General features: G+C 70.3%; 1 protein-coding gene. It reads right to left on the minus strand.

The window, feature by feature from the left end; genetic code table 11:
• Nucleotides 1-60: 60 nt before the first annotated feature.
• Complete coding sequence (locus GPK42_RS06585; protein WP_252200171.1) at nt 61-1380, minus strand: IS256 family transposase; 1320 nt, start codon at nt 1378-1380, stop codon at nt 61-63.
• Between the last annotated feature and the right edge of the window lie 126 nt (nt 1381-1506).

Genomic DNA, 1506 nt, shown 5'->3' on the forward strand with positions numbered 1-1506 from the left:
GGTGGCGCGCGCAGACGTGGTGTAAGAGTGTCCTGAGGTCCGTCGCTGCAAGCCCCGATGTTACTCCTTCTTGAGGCCGCGCTTCTCGACTATCTCGTCCACTATCTCCCTGGCGCGCCGCCCGAGCGCGCGGCGCCTCCCCTCTGTCGGGGCCGGCCTGTCCGCGGGCCCGGCGAAGCCCTCGGCGGCCGAGGCCTCGGAGAACACGCGCTGCTGGGACCACTGTCCCTCGGTCTCCATGAGGCTCGCGCACGTCAGGCGCAGCATCGACTCCCTCGAGGGGAAGGACTGCACGACCCTGTAGCGGCGCTTGATCTCGCGGTTGGCGCGCTCCTGGACGTTGTTGGTGCGGAGCTTGGCCCAGTGCGCCCTGGGGAAGGCCGTGAACGCCAGCGCGGAGTCCTCGGCCTGCTCGAAGACCTCGCCGGCCCTGGCGGACACCGACGCCACCCAGGGCGCCGCCTCGGCCCACACGCAGCGCGCGAGGTCGGGGTCGTCCTGGTAGACCGCGGCGTGCACGAGGTCCCTGACGGCCGCCTTGGAGTCCTCGGGCCTGCCCGAGCAGGCGCTCTGGAGGTTGCGCTGCAGGTGCGTCACGCAGCGCTGCCAGGCGCAGCCCTGGAACAGGCGCGAGACGGCGGCCACGAGCCCGGCGTGGCTGTCGGAGACCACGAGGCGGACGCCGGCCAGCCCGCGCTCGCGCAGCCCGCCGAGGAATGCCGCCCAGGAGTCCTCGCTCTCGGTGTCGACCACGTCGCAGCCCAGGAAGTGCTTGCGCCCGTCGGCGCCCAGCCCGATCGCGGTCACGACGCCCTGCGAGACGACCGACGAGCCGACCCTGCAGCTCATGTAGGTGGCGTCGAGCCACAGGTAGCAGCACGGCGTGCCCGAAAGGTCGCGGCGGCGGAACTCCGCCACCTCGGCGTCGAGGTCGGAGCAGAGGCTCGAGACCTCCGAGCTCGACAGCGAGGATATGCCCAGCCTGGACGCCACGCGCTCGACCTTGCGGGTGGACACGCCGCACACGTACATCTCCTGCACGAGGGCGGCCACCGAGGTGTCGACGCGCGACCATCGCGCGAGCATGCCCTCGGGGTAGTAGGTGCCGTGCCTGAGCTTGGGTATCTCGAGCTCCACGTCGCCCACGGCGGTCTTGAGCGACCTGGGGCGGTAGCCGTTGCGGCTGTTCTCCCTGCCGTCGCTGCGCTCGTTGCGGCTCGCGCCGCACATCTGCTGGGCCTCGGAGTCCATCAGCGCGTTCATCACGCCGCCCAGCACCCTGCACGCGAACTCGCGCGCGTCGCCGCACTCCCGCCAAAGCCTCGCCGCCTCGAGGGCCTCGTCGCGGCCGAGGCGCAGTACACTCTCTTCTTGGGGCATCGCCTTTCCTTCCATTCGTCACCTTCATTACTCCAACGACGAATTCTAGGCGGTGTCCCCTCCCTTTCAAGAAAGGGCGGAGGCGGGGCATGCCCCGCCTCTTACACCACATCTCTGTGCGCTACC

This window comes from Collinsella aerofaciens, from assembly GCF_018785265.1.
GTDB classification, from domain to species: Bacteria; Actinomycetota; Coriobacteriia; order Coriobacteriales; family Coriobacteriaceae; genus Collinsella; species Collinsella aerofaciens_AI.